Annotated in this window: 18 protein-coding genes; 11 read left to right on the top strand and 7 right to left on the bottom strand. The window is 57.9% G+C overall.

The window, feature by feature from the left end; all coding sequences use genetic code 11:
* Nucleotides 1–136: 136 nt before the first annotated feature.
* The 3 genes from dnaA to mutM form a co-directional block, all read right to left on the bottom strand.
* A complete protein-coding gene (dnaA, locus tag IEI95_RS24580; RefSeq protein WP_012654799.1) occupies nucleotides 137–1711 on the bottom strand; it encodes a chromosomal replication initiator protein DnaA in 1575 nt (524 codons plus the stop codon).
* 933 nt (nucleotides 1712–2644) lie between these two features.
* On the bottom strand, nucleotides 2645–2911 hold the full coding sequence (gene rpsT, locus IEI95_RS24585) for a 30S ribosomal protein S20 (RefSeq protein WP_012654798.1): 267 nt from the start codon (nucleotides 2909–2911) through the stop codon (nucleotides 2645–2647).
* A gap of 225 nt (nucleotides 2912–3136) precedes the next feature.
* On the bottom strand, nucleotides 3137–4030 hold the full coding sequence (gene mutM, locus IEI95_RS24590; protein ID WP_156531315.1) for a bifunctional DNA-formamidopyrimidine glycosylase/DNA-(apurinic or apyrimidinic site) lyase: 894 nt from the start codon (nucleotides 4028–4030) through the stop codon (nucleotides 3137–3139).
* A 190-nt stretch (nucleotides 4031–4220) separates the two neighbouring features.
* On the opposite strand from mutM, the gene ubiE reads away from it, so the two are divergent.
* The 6 genes from ubiE to coaBC all read left to right on the top strand — a co-directional run bounded on the left by ubiE (nucleotide 4221) and on the right by coaBC (nucleotide 10918).
* On the top strand, nucleotides 4221–4997 hold the full coding sequence (gene ubiE, locus IEI95_RS24595; RefSeq protein WP_156531314.1) for a bifunctional demethylmenaquinone methyltransferase/2-methoxy-6-polyprenyl-1,4-benzoquinol methylase UbiE: 777 nt from the start codon (nucleotides 4221–4223) through the stop codon (nucleotides 4995–4997).
* A gap of 41 nt (nucleotides 4998–5038) precedes the next feature.
* Complete coding sequence (ubiB, locus tag IEI95_RS24600; protein ID WP_156531313.1) at nucleotides 5039–6622, top strand: 2-polyprenylphenol 6-hydroxylase; 1584 nt, start codon at nucleotides 5039–5041, stop codon at nucleotides 6620–6622.
* 6 nt (nucleotides 6623–6628) lie between these two features.
* Nucleotides 6629–8116: a sensor histidine kinase gene (locus IEI95_RS24605; RefSeq protein WP_012654794.1), complete on the top strand. Its 1488-nt coding sequence runs from the start codon at nucleotides 6629–6631 to the stop codon at nucleotides 8114–8116.
* Nucleotides 8117–8118: 2 nt separating this feature from the next.
* The gene (locus IEI95_RS24610) at nucleotides 8119–8556 is read left to right on the top strand and encodes a response regulator (RefSeq protein ID WP_012654793.1); all 438 of its coding nucleotides are present in this window, start codon (nucleotides 8119–8121) and stop codon (nucleotides 8554–8556) included.
* A 15-nt stretch (nucleotides 8557–8571) separates the two neighbouring features.
* Nucleotides 8572–9606 (top strand): sensor histidine kinase, encoded by a 1035-nt coding sequence (locus tag IEI95_RS24615; RefSeq protein ID WP_012654792.1) that lies wholly within the window; start codon nucleotides 8572–8574, stop codon nucleotides 9604–9606.
* A gap of 94 nt (nucleotides 9607–9700) precedes the next feature.
* Nucleotides 9701–10918, top strand: a complete 1218-nt coding sequence (gene coaBC, locus IEI95_RS24620; RefSeq protein ID WP_156531312.1) for a bifunctional phosphopantothenoylcysteine decarboxylase/phosphopantothenate--cysteine ligase CoaBC — start codon at nucleotides 9701–9703, stop codon at nucleotides 10916–10918.
* On the opposite strand, the gene IEI95_RS24625 is transcribed toward coaBC, so the two are convergent.
* Nucleotides 10915–11436, bottom strand: a complete 522-nt coding sequence (locus tag IEI95_RS24625) for a chromate transporter (protein ID WP_071202523.1) — start codon at nucleotides 11434–11436, stop codon at nucleotides 10915–10917. The genes coaBC and IEI95_RS24625 overlap by 4 nt on opposite strands.
* Nucleotides 11433–11996 carry a chromate transporter gene (locus IEI95_RS24630; protein ID WP_194417131.1) on the bottom strand — a complete coding sequence of 188 codons (564 nt, stop codon included), beginning with the start codon at nucleotides 11994–11996 and terminating at the stop codon, nucleotides 11433–11435. Before IEI95_RS24630 ends, IEI95_RS24625 begins: the two co-directional genes overlap by 4 nt.
* 269 nt (nucleotides 11997–12265) lie before the next feature.
* Here IEI95_RS24630 and IEI95_RS24635 point away from each other — a divergent pair, with 269 nt between their 5' ends.
* Both IEI95_RS24635 and IEI95_RS24640 read left to right on the top strand, forming a co-directional pair.
* Nucleotides 12266–12571, top strand: a complete 306-nt coding sequence (locus tag IEI95_RS24635; RefSeq protein ID WP_156531310.1) for a type II toxin-antitoxin system MqsR family toxin — start codon at nucleotides 12266–12268, stop codon at nucleotides 12569–12571.
* Between the two features lie 2 nt (nucleotides 12572–12573).
* The gene (locus tag IEI95_RS24640; protein ID WP_156531309.1) at nucleotides 12574–12972 is read left to right on the top strand and encodes a type II TA system antitoxin MqsA family protein; all 399 of its coding nucleotides are present in this window, start codon (nucleotides 12574–12576) and stop codon (nucleotides 12970–12972) included.
* 139 nt (nucleotides 12973–13111) lie between these two features.
* On the opposite strand, the gene IEI95_RS24645 is transcribed toward IEI95_RS24640, so the two are convergent.
* A complete protein-coding gene (locus IEI95_RS24645; protein ID WP_156531308.1) occupies nucleotides 13112–13927 on the bottom strand; it encodes a class II glutamine amidotransferase in 816 nt (271 codons plus the stop codon).
* Between the two features lie 281 nt (nucleotides 13928–14208).
* Here IEI95_RS24645 and IEI95_RS24650 point away from each other — a divergent pair, with 281 nt between their 5' ends.
* From IEI95_RS24650 to IEI95_RS24660, 3 genes are all read left to right on the top strand, one after another.
* Nucleotides 14209–15120 carry a pirin family protein gene (locus IEI95_RS24650; RefSeq protein WP_012654786.1) on the top strand — a complete coding sequence of 304 codons (912 nt, stop codon included), beginning with the start codon at nucleotides 14209–14211 and terminating at the stop codon, nucleotides 15118–15120.
* A 120-nt stretch (nucleotides 15121–15240) separates the two neighbouring features.
* Complete coding sequence (locus tag IEI95_RS24655) at nucleotides 15241–15816, top strand: dual specificity protein phosphatase family protein (RefSeq protein ID WP_087727088.1); 576 nt, start codon at nucleotides 15241–15243, stop codon at nucleotides 15814–15816.
* Nucleotides 15817–15864: 48 nt separating this feature from the next.
* Nucleotides 15865–16269 carry a GFA family protein gene (locus IEI95_RS24660; protein ID WP_156531307.1) on the top strand — a complete coding sequence of 135 codons (405 nt, stop codon included), beginning with the start codon at nucleotides 15865–15867 and terminating at the stop codon, nucleotides 16267–16269.
* An 11-nt stretch (nucleotides 16270–16280) separates the two neighbouring features.
* Here IEI95_RS24660 and thiD read toward each other — a convergent pair whose 3' ends face one another.
* Nucleotides 16281–17153 carry a bifunctional hydroxymethylpyrimidine kinase/phosphomethylpyrimidine kinase gene (thiD, locus tag IEI95_RS24665; protein ID WP_156531306.1) on the bottom strand — a complete coding sequence of 291 codons (873 nt, stop codon included), beginning with the start codon at nucleotides 17151–17153 and terminating at the stop codon, nucleotides 16281–16283.
* Nucleotides 17154–17171: the final 18 nt, after the last annotated feature.

Consider the following 17171-nt stretch of genomic DNA (forward strand, 5'->3'; position numbering starts at 1 on the left):
GTCGCCACCCGTTTCTTGCGGATTTACAATCCATCTCCTCTGCCAATGACAAGAAAACAGCGCCATTTGTCCGTGAAGACAAATGGCGCTGTGATCTACAAAAAGCATAGGGAGGCCAAGCGAGGCGACGATCCGATTACTCGTTGATCAGGCGGCGCAGCAGCTCGATTTCCTGCGACAATTTCTGGTCGCCGGAGATCAGTTCCTCGATCTTGCGCACGGCATGCAGTACCGTGGTGTGATCGCGGCCACCGAAACGACGGCCAATTTCCGGGAAAGACCGGGGCGTCAGGGTCTTTGACAGATACATAGCGATCTGGCGCGGCTTGACGATGACACGAGTGCGGCGGTTGGACACCAATTCCTGGCGCGAGACATTGTAATGGCGTGCAACAACACGCTGAATGTCTTCGATGCGAACCCGCTTCTGCTCGGCAGCACCGACCAGATGGGCCAGCAGCTCATCGACGCGCTCAATGGTCATATTGGCTTCGAACGAACGGCGGAACAGCAGCTGGTTGAACGCACCTTCCAGATCACGGCCTGAGCTGGCGACATTGCGGGCCACATGGGCGATGATCTCGGCTGGAATTTCCAGGCTCGGATCTTCTTTCTTGGCCAGTGCCAACCTTGTCTTCAGCATGTCGAGGCGCATGTCGTAATCAGGCGCCTCCATCTCGATGGCAACGCCGCCTTGCAGGCGCGAGCGAACGCGCTGATCAAGCGATTCCAGCTCCCAGGGCGCGCGGTCGGCGGCCACGACCACCTGCTTGGCGCTGTCGAGCAGCATGTTCAGCAAATGGCAGAATTCATGCTGGATGGTTTTACCTTGGAGGAACTGCATGTCGTCAATGATCAACAGGTCGATATTGCGCAGCGAGTCCTTCAAAGTCAGAGCATCGTTGTCGCGGATGGCCGTGGCAAAGCGCCACATAAAATATTCCGCCGTCAGATAGACGACGCGCGGCGCACGAGGGCTATGGATTGCAGCATTGGCGATGGCCTGGAGCAGATGCGTCTTGCCCAGACCGACCGACGAATGAATGAACAACGGATTGAAGCGCACCGCACCTGCACCGGCCTCAGCAATGGTCTTGGCGGCGGCAACCGCAACTCGGTTGGACGCGCCTTCGACGAAACCGTCAAAGGTATAGCGGCTGTCGAGCGGCGAGCCGAACAACGGTCCCTGTACGGGAGCGCGCTGCGGTGCTGCGGCATTGGCGATGGCAGGTGCCATCTGGCCAATGCTTTGCGGCGCCTGACGCTTCTGGGAAGACGACAGGGAGGGTTCGACGGCACGGTCTTCGACAACCGGCGCCCGGCTATTGCGGCTGGCGCTCCGCACCAGGATTTCGATCTTCAGGATGCTGGCGTCTTCCGCCTGGAAAATCGAGGTAATCAGGTCGAGATAACGATTGTTGATCCAGGACTTCAGGAAGGTCGTCGGCACGCTGAGCCGGATAACGCTCTTTGAAGAGGAATGCAGTTTCAACCGACCAAACCAGCTGGCAAACACATCCGGGCCGACCTGGGCCCGCAGCCGGGCACTGAACCGCTCGAACAGCGCATCGTATCGAACTTCATCGCCTGCCACCGTATCGTCTACCACCGCATTCGGGCCGCCTGTCGCGTCAGGGCTAACGGCCTGATCTATCGTGCGCGCCTCGTCCCCACTGGCTGCTGCACTTGCCGTTACCATCTTCATCTGCATCTCGCCGCCTTCCAATTGTCCACATGTGCCGGCCAGTTGCCATTGCTGGCCGACGCTTCAAGTTCTTGCATTTGACTGCCTGAGACTTCCAACACCGACATCCCCTCGTAAGGACACCGGTCTCGTCAGGCATTCACCATCATGCATTCTCACAGCAGCATGCGTCTTAAAGAACGCAAACCATGCTGATCATCATATCTGCCAAATGGAGCTCCTCAATCCGCATTGCCTAATTTAATGCAGCAGGGAATGAGCATATGCCGTTATGACACAGGTATTTCGTTCAAGGCCCTTCATCCTCGTTTATGTCGGGCCAGTCTTTCCCTCTCTTATTCAGAAATTTAAATAGTATGCTTCCAACTTAAGCTGGACACACAAACTCCAACTCTCGTTTCCTGAAATGGAAACGAGTTCCGTATGAGAACCAATGTATGATGAAACGAAACTGAGCCGTTCCGCCCGGAGAGGATTTTCAGAAAAACCAGCTTTTGCAGCTTGTGTCTTTCCGACAGGAGCCAAGATCCGCACCTCTCTTGAAATGCATTTAGGCAGGATCGAATGCCGAGATCAACAATGAATTTTACCTAAAATTAACAGCGCGCCATTGACTCCGTCCCGGAAGTTTCCCGGAGCACAAAAGCCAAAAAAGAATCGCTTTTGAATCAAGGAGTTTGGCGGGCTCCATCATTGCAAGCCCTGATATTGCCTGAAAATAAAAAAATCACTTGACTCAAAATCGCACAGTCCTGCCGTAAAGGAAAGAACGATCAGGAGGGAGAACCTCCGGCAAGCCATTGATCTAAAAAGGAATATCGTGTCACTGGAGTGACATGAAACCGTAACGTGCAATAGTGATGAAATGAGAAAAATATCAAAACGCGAAAAGCCCGGCTAAAAAGCCAGGCTGATCAAAATGTTAATTTTCGACGAAAATTAGGCGGCGAGCGCCTTGACGCGGCTGGCAAGACGCGAAATCTTGCGCGACGCGGTATTGGCGTGAACAACGCCCTTGGAAGCAGCGCGGTGCAGTTCAGGCTGGGCAGCCTTCAATGCGGCTGCAGCCAGTGCCTGATCGCCAGAAGCGATGGCTTCTTCAACCTTGCGCACAAAGTTACGAACGCGCGTACGGCGGCTCTTGTTGATTGCGGTGCGGCGAGCGATCTTGCGGGTCGCCTTCTTCGCCGATGTAGTATTGGCCATGGATGCCTCTCTCGAATACGAACCAAAACTCCACCTTCGCCGCCAAGTCGTTGCGACCTGCAATACCAGCAATTCGGGAGCAATCGTGGAAAGCGATAAGCTTTCCTAACTGTGGCCGGGCATATAGCGGGAAAGAACGGCGTCGTCAACGCGCTTTCTCAACCTTTGTGCCGGCAGGCGCCCTTCGAACCGCCACATCATTTTCGCCAGAGGCCCGAAGGCGCTTCATCTCTGACACTGAGGGCAATGGAAGGTAGACCGCCCCGCCTGGGTCATGCGCTCGACCGTCCCTGTGCAGCCAGGGGTGCGGCAGGCTTCGCCTTCGCGGTCATAGACATTGAAACTGTGCTGGAAATAGCCAAGCGAGCCATCGGCCTGGATATGATCGCGCAGCGAGGAGCCGCCGGCCTCGATCGCCTCGGCGATGACCGTGCGAATGGCCTGCGTCAGGTCTTCCAGTGCCGCCACGGGCTTTCCTTGCGCAGTGACCAGCGCGCGTGCCGGTGTTTCCGGCGACAAATGCGCCCGCCACAAGGCTTCGCAGACATAGATATTGCCAAGACCGGCAATCACCTTCTGATCGAGAAGGGCGGTTTTCAAAGGCTGCGCCTTGCCCTTGAATCGCAAGGCCAGATAGTCGGCATCGAGCGCATTGCCGACCGGCTCCGGCCCCAGCCCGGCAAAGGCGGCATGACGATCCATGTGACGGCGCTCGACCATATCCATGAAGCCGAAGCGGCGTGGGTCATTATAGATCACCCTCAATGGGTCGCCCTCCGGCCCGCTCAGATGAAAGATCACATGGTCATGCTTTTCATCTCGCGAACGCGCCATATGAAACTGACCGGGCAGGCCGGTCTCATTTGCGGCTTCGATCCGATAGGAGCCGGACATGCCGAGATGGGAGACGACGGAGACACCGTCATCGAGATCGATCAGCAGATATTTTGCCCGCCGCGACAGGGAGACGATCAGCCGGCCTTGCGTCCTCGCCGCAAAATCGACCGGCAAAGGAAAGCGCAGATCCGGCCGCCGCAGTTCCAGACGGGTCAGCCGCCGCCCCTCCATGGATGGTGCCAGTCCCCGTTTTACGGTCTCCACCTCTGGTAATTCCGGCATGAAGGCTCCATGTTTCTATTCCAGTGGCAGGCATCATGGTTTAAGGACGAGACGGCCTGCCATGGCATTGCCCTGCCAATATCCCGCCACTATCCCGACGGGCAATTGCAATCGTGCCGCAGACATAGTGCAAGGGACCGGGCTTCGCCAAGGTCGCTGGTGTAGTTTTAGAGAGAATGGAGTTGAGCCGATGGTCGCAAGCCGCACCTCCGCCGATGGCGGCATGGAAACCTCCTACGGCTTCCGCGATGTGGCGGAAGGCGAAAAGCAGGGCCTTGTCAACGACGTGTTCCACAAGGTTGCCAAGCGCTACGACATCATGAACGACGTGATGTCGGCCGGCATGCACCGGGTTTGGAAGGATGCGCTGATTGCAGCCCTCAACCCGCGCAAGGATGCAGGCTACAAGGTGCTGGACGTGGCCGGCGGCACGGGCGATATCGCCTTTCGCATCGTTGAAGCCTCACGCAGGCTTGCCCATGCCACCGTGCTCGACATCAACGGCTCCATGCTGGGCGTCGGCCAGGAGCGGGCCCAGAAAAAAGGCCTCTCCGACAATCTCACCTTCGTCGAGGCCAATGCCGAGGCCCTGCCCTTCGAGGCCAATCAATTCGACGCCTATACCATCGCCTTCGGCATTCGCAATGTGCCCCGCATCGATGTGGCGCTGAGCGAGGCCTACCGCGTGCTGAAACGCGGCGGGCGGCTGCTGGTGCTGGAATTTTCCGAGGTGCAGATGCCGCTGCTGGATCGTTTTTACGATCAATGGTCATTCAAGGCGATCCCACGGTTTGGCAAGATGATCACCGGTGAGGCCGAGCCCTATCAGTATCTGGTGGAATCGATCCGCAAGTTCCCCAATCAGCAGGATTTTGCCGCGATGATCACCAAGGCGGGCTTTTCGAAGGTGTCCTTCACCAACTATACCGGCGGCATTGCTGCCCTTCATTCCGGCTGGAAGATCTGAACAATGCCTGACCGAAAGACCGCCGGATTGAAGATCGATTGATGAGCACAGTCAGCGCCTATTTCAGGTTGGCCCGTGTCGGCTGGATTCTCGTTCGCGAAGGCGTTGTCTCGGCGCTGCCGTCCGAAGGACTGCCGCCGAGCGTCGGCTTTGCAAAGAAAGTCGCCGCGGTCTTCGAGCGCAAGCGCGCCCGAGGCACATTGCGGTCCGACCGCCTGTCCCAAGCCGTCGAGCGGCTGGGGCCGTCCTATGCCAAAATCGGCCAGTTCCTGGCGACCCGGCCCGATGTGGTCGGCGCCGAACTTGCCTATGACCTGACCGGATTGCAGGACCGCATGGCCTTCTTTCCGACGGGGGAAGCCAAGGCATCGATTGAATTGTCGCTTGGGCGTCCGGTCGAGGAGCTTTATGCCAGTTTCGGCGAGCCGATTGCCGCAGCCTCTATCGCCCAGGTGCATCCCTGCATGGTGGAAACGCCTGTCGGCGTGAAACAGGTTGCCGTCAAGGTGATCCGTCCCGGTGTACGGCGCCGTTTCGCGGCCGATCTCGAAGTCATGTATCTCGTGTCGCATTTGCAGGAAATGCTGCTGCCGCAGACCCGCAGATTGCGCCCCGTCGAGGTGACGAAAACGCTTGAGCAGACCACGAAAGTGGAAATGGACCTGCGGCTCGAGGCCGCCGCTCTGTCGGAACTGGGCGAAAACACCGCCAGTGATCCCGGCTTCAGGGTTCCGCAGGTCGATTGGGAACGCACGGGCCGCGATGTCATCACCATGGAATGGATCGACGGCGTCAAGATGTCCGATGTCGAGGCGTTGAAAGCCGCCGGTCATGATCTCGATGCGCTGGCCGATACGTTGATCCAGTCCTTCCTGCGCCATACGCTGCGCGACGGCTTCTTCCATGCCGACATGCATCCGGGCAATCTGTTCGTCGATCCAACAGGCATGATCGTTGCCGTGGACATGGGCATTTGCGGACGGCTCGGCAAGAAAGAGCGGCGGTTTCTGGCGGAAATTCTCTATGGCTTCATCACCCGCGATTACATGCGGGTGGCGGAAGTGCATTTCGAAGCCGGCTATGTGCCATCTCATCACAATATGGCCAGCTTTGCCCAGGCGATCCGGGCGATCGGCGAGCCCATTCACGGCCAGCCGGCCGAGACCATTTCCATGGCACGGTTGCTGACGCTGCTGTTTGAAGTCACTGAACTGTTCGACATGCAGACAAGGCCGGAACTGGTGATGCTACAAAAAACCATGGTGGTGGTCGAAGGCGTCTCGCGGATGCTCAATCCACGGTTCAACATGTGGAAGGCATCAGAGCCTGTCGTCGCGGACTGGATCAAAGCCAATCTTGGTCCAAAACGCATCGTCACCGACATGAAGGACGGCATTCGCGCCGCAGTGCGGGTGGCGGAAGCCCTGCCGGAAATCGCAGCCAAAACCGAGAAATTCCATAGTGAATTGATGCAGATGAGCGAGCATGGACTGCGTTTCGACGAGAGCACCACCGATGCAATCGGCAGGGCGCAGGCACGCCACAGTCGCTCAGGCCGACTGGCCCTCTGGGTGATTGCGCTCTGCCTGCTGTTCATTGCGTTTCAACTGGGTCATGGCGGGTAGGATTGCATGTCGGCAACAAACGCAGGTTTCATCCGCTCCAGTCTGTTTGTGCTTGGCCTGGGCTGCCTCCTCCTGGTCAGCCTGATCGGCTCGACCCTGTGGCTGACCGGCAAGACTCGCGTCACCTTCGGAACTGTTGTCGAGGAGCGGGTCATTCGGCGCGCCAGCGCCGACCTGATGCAGACGCTGACTGATGCGGAAACAGGGCAGAGAGGCTATCTGATTACCCGCGATGTCGCTTTCCTGACCCCATACAGCCAGGCCATCGGCGATGTGACCACGGAAATGGACAGTCTCGTCCATCTGCTGGAGCCGCGCCCTGAGCATGCCCCGGATGTCGAGAAGCTGCGCGAATTGGTAAAGGCCAAGCTTGAAGAATTGGCCAGGACCGTCGAGCTGACCCGCAGCGGCGACATCCGCCAGGCCTACGAACTTGTCCGGGCCGGTTACGGCAAGCAGCTGATGGACCAGATCCGCACCGTGCTTGACGAGGTCCGCGACGAATCCGACAACAGGATAGACCAGGGAATTGCCAGTCAGCTCCTGGCCATCGGCTGGTTGCAGGTCTTTACCATTGGCGGGGCCGTGGCCATCGTGATCGTGATCGGCGGCGCGATCCTGATCATCATCCAGCACGTGCGCGATCTGTTGAAGGCCCGCCAGGAGGTGGAGGTCCTCAATGCGGGGCTGGAAGAACGTGTGCAGGAGCGAACCGAAGACCTGATGCAGGCCAACCAGGAAATCCAGCGCTTCGCCTATATCATCACCCACGACCTGCGCGCCCCCCTCGTCAATATCATGGGCTTTACCGCCGAACTGGACAGCGCGCTCCAGATATTGAAGACCTATGTTCTGGCTGATGGACAACCCTTGACGCCGCAACAGATTGAGGATGCGCGGCTTGCCGCCTCCGAGGACCTGCCGGAAGCGATTTCCTTCATCCGCTCCTCGACCCGCAAGATGGACGGGCTGATCAACGCCATCCTGAAAATCTCACGCGACGGACGCCGCCAGCTCAAGCCGGAAGAGCTGGATCTGAAGCCGCTGATCGAGACAACGGCCGCCAGCGTCCACCACCAGATCAGCGAGAGCGGCGGGCATACCGAAATTTCAACCGACGTTGCCAGCATCATATCCGACAGGTTGTCCCTGGAGCAAATTCTCGGTAACCTTTTTGACAACGCTATCAAATATAAGTCCCCAGATCGCCCGGTCGTTCTTTCTATCCGGGCGGTCTCGGATGGACGGCACTTCATTCGCCTGGAAATAGAGGATAACGGCCGCGGCATCGCTGAGCAGGATCATGAACGGATTTTCGAGCTTTTCCGCCGCTCGGGACAGCAGAACCAGGTGGGTGAAGGCATTGGCCTTGCCCATGTGCGCTCATTGACGCGCAACCTGGGAGGTGAAATTACCGTACGCTCCAAGATCGGCGTCGGCTCGACATTTATTTTGCGCTTGCCGCGCGACCTTTCGAAACTGGTAGGGACCTGAGCATGAAAGCAGTGGCCAAGGAAGTGACCATCGTCATGGTCGAAGACGACGAGGGACATGCACGCCTGATCGAAAAAAATGTCCGCCGGGCCGGGGTCAACAATGAGATCGTGCCGTTTACCAATGGCACCGACGCGCTGGATTATATCCTGGGTACGGACCGTTCCGGCGAAACCTCGGCAGATCGATACCTGCTAATTTTACTCGATCTTAACTTGCCGGATATGTCGGGCACCGATATACTCGAACAAGTTAAGACCAATCAGCACACACGTCGGCTGCCGGTCGTCATTCTCACCACAACGGATGATCAACGGGAAATTCAGCGCTGCTACGATCTTGGTGCGAATGTCTACATCACCAAACCGGTGGATTATGACAATTTCGCCAATGCCATTCGTCAGCTCGGGCTGTTCTTTTCCGTGATGCAGATTCCGTAACGAGCCGACCGCCCCATGAATGTCCGAATTCTTTATCTCGATGACGACCCGGCCATCGTGCGACTGGTGCAGAAAGCACTCGGGCGCAACGGACATTCCGTCACCCATGCCGAAGATCTGGAGCGGGCGCTGGGCTTTCTGGCGTCTGAAAACTTCGACGTTATTGTTCTCGATCATTATCTCAGCAATATGACCGGTCACGATGTGCTGGCGCATTTGCGTGGACGGCATATCATGACGCCGGTGGTCTATGTGACCGGTTCCAACGAAGCCCGTATCGCCATAGACGCGATCAAGGCAGGCGCCTCCGATTACGTCATCAAGACGACCAGCGAGGATTTCCTGTCGCTGCTGGAAAGCGCCATCCGACAATCGGTCGAAAATGCCCGGCTGCGCGAAGCCAAGGTCAAAGCGGACGAGGAAATCCGCCTTGCCAAGGAAAGGGCGGAAGCGCTGCTCAGCGAGGTCAACCACCGCGTTGCCAACAGTCTGGCATTGGTGGCAAGCCTACTGCGGCTTCAGATCGCCAATGCCCGCAGCGATGAGGTCAAGGCCGAGCTGACAGAGACCCAGGCTCGCATTACCGCCATTGCCGGCATGCATCGCAGCCTCTACACGTCAGACGATGTCAGCCGGGTCGATATGGACATTTATATCGCCAATCTGGTACGGGAAATCGGCGGTTCGCTTGCCAATCCCGACAAGCCGATCACCCTGACAGTCGATGCCGAGCCGATTTCTCTCACCGCTGACCGCGCCGTCTCCATCGGCATGATCGTCACCGAACTGGTGACCAATGCGATCAAATATGCCTATCCCGACCGTAAGGACGGCGAAATCCGCGTGCGGCTGTGTCATGCGCAGCCCGGCCATGCGCTGTTGACGGTGGAGGATGACGGCATCGGCATCAGTCCTGGCGCTGCCCCGAAGGGCACTGGCCTCGGCAGCCGGATCATCAAATCCATGGCCGCAACGCTGGGCGAAGGGCTCTTCTACCAGGAGATCGCGGCGGGAACGATTGCCTGCGTGCCGATAGACCTAGCCCGATAGAGGATTGGATCGATTCCGTATCTTATCGTTTCTCCTTTCAGGCGCTTATGCGGTAATGTCCGGTTCGCACCGATAATTTCATGGCAGGCTTTTCATGACGCTGACGGATAAGCGTATTCTCCTGATCATCAGCGGCGGCATTGCCGCCTATAAAAGCCTGGAACTGATCCGGCGGCTGCGCGAGCGAGGTGCCTCGGTGCGCCCGATCATGACGCGGGCCGCACAGGAATTCATTACGCCGCTCGCGGTCGGCGCGCTCTCGGCCTCCCATGTCTATACCGACCTGTTTTCCCGCGAGGACGAACAGGATGTCGGCCATATCCGGCTGGCGCGTGAGTGCGACCTGATCCTCGTTGCGCCCGTGACCGCCGACCTGATGGCGAAAATGGCGCACGGGCTGGCTGATGACCTGGCCTCGGCGGTGCTGCTTGCCGCCGACCGGCCCGTGCTGATCGCACCGGCCATGAACCCGAAAATGTGGGCGCATCCCGCCACCCTGCGCAATGTCGCACAGCTCAAGGCCGATGGCATCCAATTCATCGGGCCAATGGCCGGCGAAATGGCCGAAAGTGGGGAAGCCGGTCTTGGCCGCATGGCCGAGCCGCTGGAGATCGTTACCAAGGTCGAAGCCTGTCTTGACGCCTCCTTCAAGCCGTTGGCGGGCAAAAAGGCCATTGTCACCTCCGGCCCGACCCATGAGCCGATCGATCCGGTGCGCTATATCGCCAACCGATCCTCCGGCAAGCAGGGCCATGCCATTGCCAGCGCGCTTGCCCGGCTGGGTGCCGAGGTGACGCTGGTATCCGGCCCGGTCAGCCTTGCCGACCCCAAAGGCGTTAAAACGATCCATGTGGAGCGGGCCGAGGAGATGCGGGACGCCGTACTCACACACCTGCCCGCCGATATCGCCGTGATGGTCGCGGCTGTGGCCGACTGGCGGGTCGAGATGGCATCAGAGCACAAGATCAAGAAACAGCCAGGCAATGCCGCTCCGATGCTGGCACTGACCGAAAATCCGGACATTCTGAAGACGGTCGGACACCATGAAAAACGCCCGGCACTGGTGATCGGCTTTGCGGCGGAAACCCGCGATATCGCCGACAATGGCCGTGCCAAACTGGAGCGCAAAGGCGCTGACCTGATCGTTGCCAACGACGTTTCACCGCAGACCGGCATTATGGGTGGGGACCGAAATCGCGTAACCCTGATTTACAAGGATCGCACCGAGGACTGGCCGGATATGGACAAGGATGCCGTTGCCGAGCGGCTTGCAGAGACCATTGCGGGGATGCTCGGCGTCAAATCTCCCTAAATAAAGATCAGGCCGATCAGCGCACCGCTGCCGAGCGCGATCAGCGGGTGAACCTTGGTCATGGCGGTCAGCACCGCACAGCCAGCTGCAATGCCAATGAGAATTGGGCTGGTTGCCGAGGCCTTGGTGATAACAGCGGCGCTGGAGGTGACGAGGCCTGCCGTCATCGGCGCAAGCCCGGCCTGGACGATGCGCCGCCAGGGCCGGTCCTTGAAGCGCTCCCAGAGGGTGACGGCACCGGCAGTGATCAGCGAGGACGGACCGAATTTGGCGATGGACGTGACGACCACCCCGGCAAAGCCCGCCACATGCCAGCCGACCAGCGGCACCACCATCATATTCGGCCCCGGAGCCGCCTGGGCCAGCGCAAACAGCGCGCTGAATTCGCTGGCGCTCATCCAATGCTGAACCTCCACCACCCGGCGCTGCATTTCCGGCAGGATGGCATTGCCGCCACCAAAGGCGATCAGCGACAATTCCGTAAAAATCAGCGCAAGAGAAATCAGGGTGGCAATCATTTCGACAATTTCCAGCTCAGAACAATGGAGACCGGCGCCAGAACCAACATGGTGGCGAAAAGCGGCAAGCGGAAAACCGCAATGGCAACGAAGCACAGGGCAACGATGGCCAGCGCCCACAGCTTGTGTTTCAGCGGTTGCAGGACTTTCCAGGCCAGCGAGATCAGCAGGCCAGAAGCCGCCGCCGCCAGACCCGCAAACAGATGCTCGACCTGCGGATTGTCGCGGTAACGGTCGTAAATATAACCGAGACAGATAACGATGGCCGTCGGTGCGGCAATCAGGCCGAAGGCGGCGGCCAGCGCACCCCTCCAGCCCTGGAACTTCAACCCAACCGCCACCGACATATTGATGATATTGCCACCCGGCAGGAACTGGCAGAGGCCAAGCAGATCCATGAATTCGCCAGGGGAGAGCCAGCGCCGGTCCTCCACCATCATCCGCCGTGCCATCGGCAACACACCGCCAAACCCCATCAGGCCGAGCCCAAGAAACCCGGTAAACAATTCGGCAATGCCGGGATGATGGTGCGGGGTCTCTGTCTCGACTGTCTCTGCCATGATGCTCATTCCAGTGGCGTATACTTCTCAATATGCCGCGGGATTCACGATGTCCAATAATTAGGATAGGCCATCTTCTATCTATCAAAGCGAGCCACAATCACGCTGCGCGTCGATTTTGATGTCATCATCAACCGTCTCCTTGATCTAACCGATGGAGAAGCGGAACGATTGAGCCGTTTGATAAAGGCAGTACCAATCATTTAGAAATCAACTTCGAAAATATTTTTAACCTAATTGCCAAATTAGCCTAAGAGGTGTATTTAATAATGACAGAAAAGAAGATAGCGCATTACCCATTGGAAGACGTTGGCGCGTGCATTGATGCCAACACAGTTCGGGCAACGATGAGTGCGTATGACGGGGCTGATGAGTTAGGGATCGAAACGCTTGCTGCGATGTGTGCGGTCATCAAAAGGCTGACTGTCAAAGATTTTTATAAATCCATGACAACGCACAAGGATCATACGATATGGCAAGACGTATACAGGCCATTCATCGATGATGAAACGCAAGCCTATATCAAATTGACCATCACCAATGGACTATTGATCGTATCGTTCAAGGAGAAGTGACGATGAAATGCCCTGTATGCGGCGGCGCAGAACTGACCCATGAAACGCGGGAGATTCCCTACACCTACAAAGGCAAAACGATAACAATCAAAGGCATTGAGGGCGATTTCTGCCATGCCTGCAACGAAGTTATCTTAGATCGCCTGAACGGCGATGAGTACGCCACCAAAATCCGCGCTTTCAAGCGACAGGTTAATGAAGAAGCCGGTATCGATCCGGATTTCATCGCCAAAGTCCGTAAAAAGCTCGATCTCGACCAAAAAGAGGCGGGTCGCGTCTTCGGCGGTGGTGACAATGCGTTTTCACGCTATGAACGCGGACGTGCGAAACCGCCCGTTTCCCTTGTGAAGTTGTTGACGATCCTCGACAAGCACCCGGAGCTTATGGCTGAGGTCAAGTAGCCGTATTAAAAATGGGTTTAATCTCAACAAGGCTATCAATGAAACGAGACGCGTACGACGAAGATTGAGAGGGCACGAGAAAAGCAACAGTTCGCGTCATTATGTATGGACTGATTGTCTGTAATGTCCGGTCGTTTTCCTAAACCGCCATTTCCGTCACCCGAGCAGGCGCGCCGCCGATTTCCGGCTCAAAACCCATGACATTCAGACCCTCATCATTGAGGATCACGGCGCTGCCAGGCGGGATCTCTACCCAGGTTTCCGTGTCATCGTTGAGCGGTTCGGACACCAGGCAATGCCCGCCCTTACTCCCCATCGGCCCGGCATACAGCGTCGGGGCAAAGGCGTCGGTGGAATAGCGCACCGCATACAGCGCCTCGCCATCAGAGAAGGCGGCGGTGAAACGCACCCGGGTCGTGCCAATGATCTCTGCGCTCAGCCTTTCGGCAAAACCGATGGCCTCAGCCATCGCCGCAATCGGGCGATGCTTCATGCCGAATTGCATGGCCAGCAAAAACAGCAGTTCGGAATCGGTCGAGCCGGTGCGGGCGTTGAAATATTCGTCGTCCAGCATGCTTTCCATGGCGCGGCGGATACGGTCGAAATGATCGATCTGGCCGTTATGCATGAAAGACCAGTTGCCATACACAAACGGGTGGCAATTGTCGCGCCGGGTCGCGCCATGGGTTGCGGCGCGCACATGCGCCAGAAACAGCGGCGAGCGGATCTGCCGGGCAATGCTTTTCAGGTTACAGTCCGACCAGGCAGGCAGAACATCGCGAAAACGGCCCGGCTCCGGCCGGTCACCGTACCAGGCAAGGCCAAAACCGTCCGCGTTGGTGGATGTCTTGGCGCGGGTGGCGCAGACGGATTGCTCGATCAGCGAATGGGCGGGTGACGATACCAACTCCTCGATAAAGAGCGGTTCTCCCCGATAGGCTGCCCAACGACACATGGCATTCATGCTCCGGCAAGACCGGTCCTCATTTGTCCCGGCAAAGCCAATCTTGAAGGAAGGTGTATAATGAAGCGTAAAGCTCGGCTTTCTTCATGTCAGATTCGTGACGAAAGCAGTAATCACATTTTGCAGTGCGGCATTGTGTTTTGTGAAGATCGGATGGGTTTCCGTGAAGAACTGCTTCTGTGAACACTGCGTTGCGCTTGATGCCCTTCGCCTGCGTTTGAAAAGCCTTATATTGGCTGCAAATCATATTCCGCTCGAAAGGAGCCAGACCGATGTCCATTCGCCCCGTCAAACACGAAAGTCGCGCCACGCCCACCATGGAAGGGGCCGGTGTCAAGCTGCACCGCGTCTTCGGCTTCGGCGATCCCTCGATGACTGATCCGTTCCTGATGATGGACGATTTTCGCAATGATGATCCGCAGGATTATATCCGCGGCTTTCCCTGGCATCCGCATCGCGGCATTGAAACCATCACCTATGTTCTGGCCGGAACGGTGGACCATGGCGACAGCCTCGGCAATCATGGCCAGCTTGGCGCAGGCGACCTTCAGTGGATGACGGCAGGTAGCGGCATCATGCATCAGGAAATGCCGAAGGGCGATTTTTCCGGCAAGATGCACGGCTTCCAGCTCTGGGCCAACCTGCCCTCCTCGCTGAAAATGACCGCACCGCGCTATCAGGACATCAAATCTGCCGACATTCCTGTCGTGGTCGATGACGATGGCACGGCGGTGCGGGTGATCAGCGGCGATTTCTGGGGCAAATCCGGCCCGGTCGATGGCATTGCCGCAGAGCCTGTTTATCTCGATATCTCCGTTCCACCCGGCAAGACCAAGCGTTTTCCTGTCGATACCTATCGGTCGGCCTTTGCCTATATTTTCGCGGGCTCCGGCTCGTTCCGCGATGCCTCCAAGCCGTTCGGTGTCAAAGTCGAGAAAGAATTTCAGGGCGAAGAACTGAATATCCGTGACCTCTCCGGCAATCGCACGCTGGTGGTCTTTGATACCGGCGACGAAATCACCGTTCAGGCTGGTGAAAAGGGTATCCGCTTCCTGCTGGTGACCGGCAAGCCGATCAAGGAGCCAGTGGCCTGGCATGGACCGATCGTCATGAACAGCCGGGAAGAGCTGATGGAGGCCATGCGCGAATTGAAGAACGGCACCTTCATCAAGGCCGATCATTGATCACTGCGTATTGACGACACTGTGATGATAGGACGCGGCAGGTGGTCGCGTCTTTCAGTTCGATGTCAGGTTCGGCTTTTACAGGGTGGATGGTTATTTGATCCGACCCTGTGTGAGCCCATGTCCATCCTGCTGGCGAAAGCCGTCCGCTACACCGCCCTTGCCTGCCTGACCGGTCTGCTGTCCTGCGGCGCTTACCTTGGCTATCTCCGCCTGACAGGCAATTTCCACGAGGTCATTCCAGGCGAATTCTATCGCTCCGCCCAACCGAGTGCCGCCGATATCAAGGACTATGCCGGGCGCTACGGCATCAAGACCATCGTCAATCTTCGCGGCCCCTCCCCTTCCCCCTGGTATGCGCAGGAAGTCGCAACCGCCCGGGAACTTGGTATCGACCACATCGATTTTCGCATGTCGGCTGGCAAGGGCCTGACCATCGACAAGGCCGAGCAACTGGTCGCTCTGCTGAAATCCGCACCAAAGCCCATCCTTATCCATTGCGAGGGCGGTGCAGACCGCAGCGGTCTCGCCTCCGTGCTCTACCTGCAACAGATCGCCGGGGTGCAGGAGGACACAGCAGAGCAACAACTCTGGCCGGTGATCTATGGCCATGTTGGCATCCCCTATGTCACCAAGGCCTATGCCATGGACCGCAGTTGGCTGGATTTTGAAAAGGCCATGGGGATCGAAAGCTGAGCCTTATGCATTATAGTCCCCTAGAATGCGTCGCGGGAGGCTCAGAACATGCAGATTGATGGACAGTGCCATTGTGGCAATGTGACCTATCGTGCCGAAATCGACCCTGAGAATGTCGGCATTTGCCATTGCACCGATTGCCAACGCCTGACAGGTTCACCATTCCGGGTCACGGTTTCAACCCCGCGCGACAAACTGCATCTAACGGGAAGTCCACCGAAATCCTATGTGAAATACGGCGACAATGGTCGCATGCGCTATCAGTTCTTCTGCCCGGACTGCGGCACGCCCGTGCTGACATCAGGCGAAGGCACGGATGCCGATACCTGGGGCATCCGCTGGGGTAGCATCAACCAACGGGACGCCCTGCTGCCAAAACATCAAAGCTGGCGCCGGTCCTCCGTCCTCTGGCTTGACAGCATCGGCGCCCTCCCAGGGTCAGAGACGGAATAACATTCTGTCGGCTACTTCGGCCATGTCTGGTAAAAATGATGAACGGGTCCGTGGCCGGAACCAACGCTCAATTGTCCGGCGGACCGGACTGCGCCAGCCAGCCAGGCCTTTGCCACCGTGACCGCTTTTGCCAAAGCATCGTCTGTTCCACTGTCCTTCGTCCCTTGGTTCATGGCCTTAGCAAGCTCGGCGGCAATCGCGCTGGACAGCGAGCAACCGGTACCATGAGTGTTGGCGGTGGCAATCCTTTTGCCTTCCAGCCACAGGGTCAGCGTTGGCGTGACCAGCAGATCGGGGCTCTCGTTACCGGGCAAATGCCCACCCTTCAAAAGCACCGCCTTGGCACCCAGTCCCAACAAGGCCCTGGCCTGTGCCTCCATGCCGTCGCGCTCCACGGCCTCGGCCACACGCAGAAGTGCGGCAGCCTCCGGCAGGTTGGGGGTGATCAGGCGGACCCGCGGCAAGAGCTGCCCGACCAGCGCGCCAACCGCCTTGTCATCCAGCAGCGCGGCCCCGCCCTTGGCAACCATGACCGGGTCAAGAATAACCGGCACTGCCGTGTGTCCGGCCAGCACAGCGGCCACCGCGCCGACGATATCGGCATTGGCCAGCATGCCGATTTTCACCGCATCGACCCGGATATCGGCAAAAACCGTCTCAACCTGTCTTGCAACGAACATGGGATCCAGCAATTCGACAGCTGCCACCCCTTGGGTATTCTGGGCCGTCAGCGCCGTCAGCGCCGCCATGCCATAGACACCCAAAGCCGAAAATACCTTCAGGTCCGCCTGAATACCCGCTCCGCCAGACGGATCGGAACCGGCAATCGACAAGACATTGGCGATGCGAGGCAGAGGCGTTTCATCGTTTGTTTGAACGGTCATGATCGTCCTCGTCGAAGT

Origin of the sequence: Agrobacterium vitis (assembly GCF_014926405.1) — a bacterium.
Classification (GTDB): domain Bacteria; phylum Pseudomonadota; class Alphaproteobacteria; order Rhizobiales; family Rhizobiaceae; genus Allorhizobium; species Allorhizobium vitis_H.

Coding starts and splice junctions, on each gene's coding strand:
- dnaA (WP_012654799.1), bottom strand. CDS start 1,711: ATGCAGATGAAGATGGTAACGGCAAGTGCAGCAGCCAGTGGGGACGAG.
- thiD (WP_156531306.1), bottom strand. CDS start 17,153: ATGACCGTTCAAACAAACGATGAAACGCCTCTGCCTCGCATCGCCAAT.
- IEI95_RS24630 (WP_194417131.1), bottom strand. CDS start 11,996: ATGGCAGAGACAGTCGAGACAGAGACCCCGCACCATCATCCCGGCATT.
- mutM (WP_156531315.1), bottom strand. CDS start 4,030: ATGCCGGAATTACCAGAGGTGGAGACCGTAAAACGGGGACTGGCACCA.
- IEI95_RS24640 (WP_156531309.1), top strand. CDS start 12,574: ATGAAATGCCCTGTATGCGGCGGCGCAGAACTGACCCATGAAACGCGG.
- IEI95_RS24605 (WP_012654794.1), top strand. CDS start 6,629: ATGTCGGCAACAAACGCAGGTTTCATCCGCTCCAGTCTGTTTGTGCTT.
- IEI95_RS24655 (WP_087727088.1), top strand. CDS start 15,241: ATGTCCATCCTGCTGGCGAAAGCCGTCCGCTACACCGCCCTTGCCTGC.
- IEI95_RS24660 (WP_156531307.1), top strand. CDS start 15,865: ATGCAGATTGATGGACAGTGCCATTGTGGCAATGTGACCTATCGTGCC.
- IEI95_RS24610 (WP_012654793.1), top strand. CDS start 8,119: ATGAAAGCAGTGGCCAAGGAAGTGACCATCGTCATGGTCGAAGACGAC.
- IEI95_RS24650 (WP_012654786.1), top strand. CDS start 14,209: ATGTCCATTCGCCCCGTCAAACACGAAAGTCGCGCCACGCCCACCATG.
- IEI95_RS24645 (WP_156531308.1), bottom strand. CDS start 13,927: ATGTGTCGTTGGGCAGCCTATCGGGGAGAACCGCTCTTTATCGAGGAG.
- ubiE (WP_156531314.1), top strand. CDS start 4,221: ATGGTCGCAAGCCGCACCTCCGCCGATGGCGGCATGGAAACCTCCTAC.
- IEI95_RS24615 (WP_012654792.1), top strand. CDS start 8,572: ATGAATGTCCGAATTCTTTATCTCGATGACGACCCGGCCATCGTGCGA.
- IEI95_RS24625 (WP_071202523.1), bottom strand. CDS start 11,436: ATGATTGCCACCCTGATTTCTCTTGCGCTGATTTTTACGGAATTGTCG.
- rpsT (WP_012654798.1), bottom strand. CDS start 2,911: ATGGCCAATACTACATCGGCGAAGAAGGCGACCCGCAAGATCGCTCGC.
- IEI95_RS24635 (WP_156531310.1), top strand. CDS start 12,266: ATGACAGAAAAGAAGATAGCGCATTACCCATTGGAAGACGTTGGCGCG.
- ubiB (WP_156531313.1), top strand. CDS start 5,039: ATGAGCACAGTCAGCGCCTATTTCAGGTTGGCCCGTGTCGGCTGGATT.
- coaBC (WP_156531312.1), top strand. CDS start 9,701: ATGACGCTGACGGATAAGCGTATTCTCCTGATCATCAGCGGCGGCATT.